Annotated in this window: 3 protein-coding genes and 1 pseudogene; all 4 read left to right on the forward strand. The window is 72.0% G+C overall.

Translation table 11 applies throughout. The annotated features are described in order from the left end of the window. A pseudogene (locus C1J01_RS51715) lies at positions 1-392 on the forward strand (hypothetical protein); the annotation flags it as partial. 28 nt (positions 393-420) lie between these two features. Then, positions 421-1017, forward strand: a complete 597-nt coding sequence (locus C1J01_RS46990; RefSeq protein ID WP_111185525.1) for an NUDIX hydrolase — start codon at positions 421-423, stop codon at positions 1015-1017. 262 nt (positions 1018-1279) lie between these two features. Further along, positions 1280-1939: a lysophospholipid acyltransferase family protein gene (locus C1J01_RS46995; protein ID WP_235855138.1), complete on the forward strand. Its 660-nt coding sequence runs from the start codon at positions 1280-1282 to the stop codon at positions 1937-1939. A 53-nt stretch (positions 1940-1992) separates the two neighbouring features. Continuing rightward, positions 1993-3534, forward strand: a 1542-nt coding sequence (locus tag C1J01_RS47000; protein WP_111185527.1) for a penicillin-binding transpeptidase domain-containing protein, incomplete at its 3' end; no start/stop codon positions are given.

Genomic DNA, 3534 nt, shown 5'->3' on the forward strand with positions numbered 1-3534 from the left:
CTCCCCCGCCCGCCGACCCGCGGCGGCCCCCGGCGCCGGAGACGACGGAATCCGGCGCCGCCGAACCGGAGCCCTCGGCGTCCGAGACGACGGAACCCCAGCCCCGCGTCACGGAGGAGCCCACGCCGCGCGCACCGGACGACCTCCCCACGCCTCCGGCGGGCGCGCCGCCGCGGCGGTCGGGGATCGCCGAGCAGGCGCTGTCCGTCGTCGGGTTCGTGTGCGCGGCGGTGGCGGTGTTGTTCCAGCCGGTGGTGTTCGGGCTGGCCGGGGTGGCGCTCGGGGTCGCCGGTCACGTACGGGGCGAGCCGCTGGGCCGGTGGGCCGCCATCGCCGCCGGCGCCGGGATGCTCGCCGGCACCGTCCTCAGCATCCTGCTCGCCCCGGGATGACCCGCGTACGGCGTGAGATCCTTGACCCGTGCTTTCGCCGATCGACGTCCTGCGCGAGGAGATCACCGCCCGGCTGGCCGCCTTCGAGCGCCGCCGGGTTCCCCCGGCGGAGGGCGTGCGCCGGGCCGCCGTCACGGTGTGCGTGCTGGAGGACGACGCGCGCAGCCCGTACGTGATCGTGATCAAGCGGGCGGCGGCGGGCCGGAACGCCGGGCAGTGGGCGCTGCCGGGCGGGCGGCTCGACGACGGCGAGGAGCCGCTGGAGGCGGCGCTGCGGGAGCTGGCCGAGGAGACCGGCGTGACGGGCGTCGAGGTGCTGGGGCTGCTCGACGACTTCGTGACCGACTCCGGGTTCGTGATCACGCCGGTGGTGGCGTACGGCGGGCGGCAGGAGCCGGTGCCCGACCCGCGCGAGGTGGCCTCGGTGCACTCCGTGCCGCTGGAGCGGTTCCTGGCGCCGGGGGTGCCGCGCTGGCGGGGCGAGCTGCTGCAGATGCCGCTGGGTCCGTCCATCGTGATCCACGCGCCGACGGGGGCGATTTTGTGGCAGTTCGCGGAGGTGGCGCTCCGGGGTCGTGAGCAGCGGGTCTTCGACGTCGCCCAGCCTCGCTGGACGCGGAATTGACCGGTTCACGTGTCGCCCATGGGAGCGCCACGATTACCTTCCCGGCCGGACCGTGTGCTTAACTCGAGATGCCGATGTGGTTTGTGTCCCCCGGGCCGCAAATTACCGCCTTCACGGAATACCGTTCGGCTGGAGCCGTGTTGTGCACCTCGCCGAGGAGGCGACCGCCACATCGGCCTCAACAGCTTTTCCAGGCGTCCCCCGATCTCACGGGGGACGCCTGTCTTATTGTTGGTGGCCAGCCGATGATCAGGAGAGCTCGTTGCTGTACCAAGTGGTCAAGTTCGCCGCCACGCCGCTGACGCACGCGATGTGCCGCCCGCACATCACCGGCGCGGCCCACGTGCCGAGGAAGGGCCCGGCGATCCTGGCCGCCAACCACCTGTCGATCCTCGACTCGTTCCTGCTGCCGGCGCTGCTGCCGCGGCACGTGACGTTCACCGCCAAGAACGAGTACTTCGACGGCAACCCGGTCTCCGGCTTCTTCATGCGGCTGGGCAAGAGCCTGCCGATCGACCGCGAGAGCGCCCACGCCGCGCAGGCCATGCTCGACGCGGCGGCCGAGCTGCTGGAGCGCGGCGAGCTGTTCGGCATCCACCCCGAGGGCACCCGCTCCCCCGACGGCCGCCTCTACCGCGGCAAGGTCGGCGTGGCCTGGCTGGCGCTGAAGACCGGCGCCCCGGTGCTGCCGGTGGCGCTCAGCGGCACCGAGAAGGTGCTGCCGCTCGGGGCGAAGGTGCCGAGGCCGGCGCGCATCGGCATCAGCATCGGCCGGCCGCTGCGGTTCGAGGGCGACCACTCCGACGCGCGTGATCGGCGGCGGGTGACCGACGAGATCATGGAGGCCATCCAGAAGCTGTCCGGCCAGGAGTACGTCCCGACCTATGCCGCCAGTTTCAAGGCAGCTAATGGAATGTCCTAGTTTGTCCCCGCTAGGCTCGGAGACCAGTCGTCGAAGAGCGAGGGGCTGATCAAGTGGCACGGGGCCGTACCATCGCGATCGCTTCCGTCGCCGCCGTGCTCGTGGTGGGGGCCGCGGGCGGTGGCGCGTACTACGTGCTGCACACCCGGGGCACGCCCGCCGAGACGGCGCAGCGATTCGCCACCGCGTGGCAGGCCGGTGACGCGAGCGCGATGGCCGCGACACTGGCCACCCCGCAGCAGCTGAGCGCGTACGAGCAGCAGCGCGAGGCCCTCGGGGTCGAGTCGACGCAGGTCGAGCTCGGTCAGGTCGCCGAGGGCGACGACCGGGCCCGCGTCCCCTACACCGCCACCCTCACGTTGAAGAACCTCGGCACCTGGTCCTACCAGGGCCAGATCGACCTGGTGGTGGCCGACCGCACCTGGAAGGTCGACTGGAAGCCGGCCACGCTGCACCCGTCGATGACCCAGGGGGCGGCCTTCTCGATCAAGACGAAGTGGCCCGAACGGGCGGCGATCACCGACGCCGAGGGCGGCCGCATCGACACCGGCACGGTCGGCGGTTCGGTGCAGCAGCTCGTCGGCTACCTCGACAAGGCGACCAAGAAGGACGTCGGCAAGCTCGGCACCTCCTACAAGGTCGGGCAGGCCGTCGGGCGCGGCGGGCTGCAGGAGACGTTCCAGAAGAGGCTGGCCGGCACGCCGACCACCGAGATCCGGCTCGGCGACAAGGCGCTGCACACCATCGAGGGCGCCAAGGGCGAGCCCGTGCGCACGTCGCTCGAACCGAAGGCGCAGGACGCGGCGGTGGCGGCGGTCAAGGACGTCGACAAACCCGCCTCCCTGGTCGCGATCAGGCCCTCGACGGGCGAGATCCTCGCCGTAGTGAACAACCGGGGCGGCTTCAACCGTGCGCTCGACGGCCGCTACCCGCCGGGCTCGACGTTCAAGGCGGTCACGGCGATCGGGCTGGTGGCGGCCGGCATGTCGCCGCAGGACACCGTGACCTGCCCCATGTACGCGACGGTCGGCGGCCTGCGGATCCGCAACTCCGACAAGGAGGAGTTCGGGTCGTTGTCGTTGCTCGACTCGTTCGCGTACTCGTGCAACACGACGTTCGCGCCGCTGGCGCAGCAGAAGCTCGGCGCGCAGAAGCTGCTCGACGTGGCCGAGGACGTCGGGTTCAACCAGCCGCTCAACATCGGGGTGCCGGCGGCGAAGGCCAGCTTCCCGAGGGCGCAGTCCGACGCCGAGCTGGCCGCGGAGGCGTTCGGGCAGGCCCGCATCACCTCCAGCCCGCTGTCGATCGCGTCGGTGGCCGCGGCCATCGCCGACGGCACCTGGCGCCCGCCGACGCTGGTGCCGTCGCTGAAGCAGAAGGCCAAGGAGCGCCAGCTGCCCGACGGGGTGAAGACGGCGCTGCACGAGATGATGGCGGCCGTCGTGACCAAGGGCACCGCCAAGTCGGCGGGGCTGCCCGCCGGCACCCACGGCAAGACCGGAACGGCCGAGTACGGCACCGGCGAGAAGCTCGACTCGCACGCCTGGTTCATGGGGTTCAAGGACGACGTGGCGTTCGCCGTGGTCGTCGAGGGC

Source organism: Nonomuraea aridisoli, from assembly GCF_003236395.1.
In the GTDB taxonomy this organism is placed as follows: domain Bacteria; phylum Actinomycetota; class Actinomycetes; order Streptosporangiales; family Streptosporangiaceae; genus Nonomuraea; species Nonomuraea aridisoli.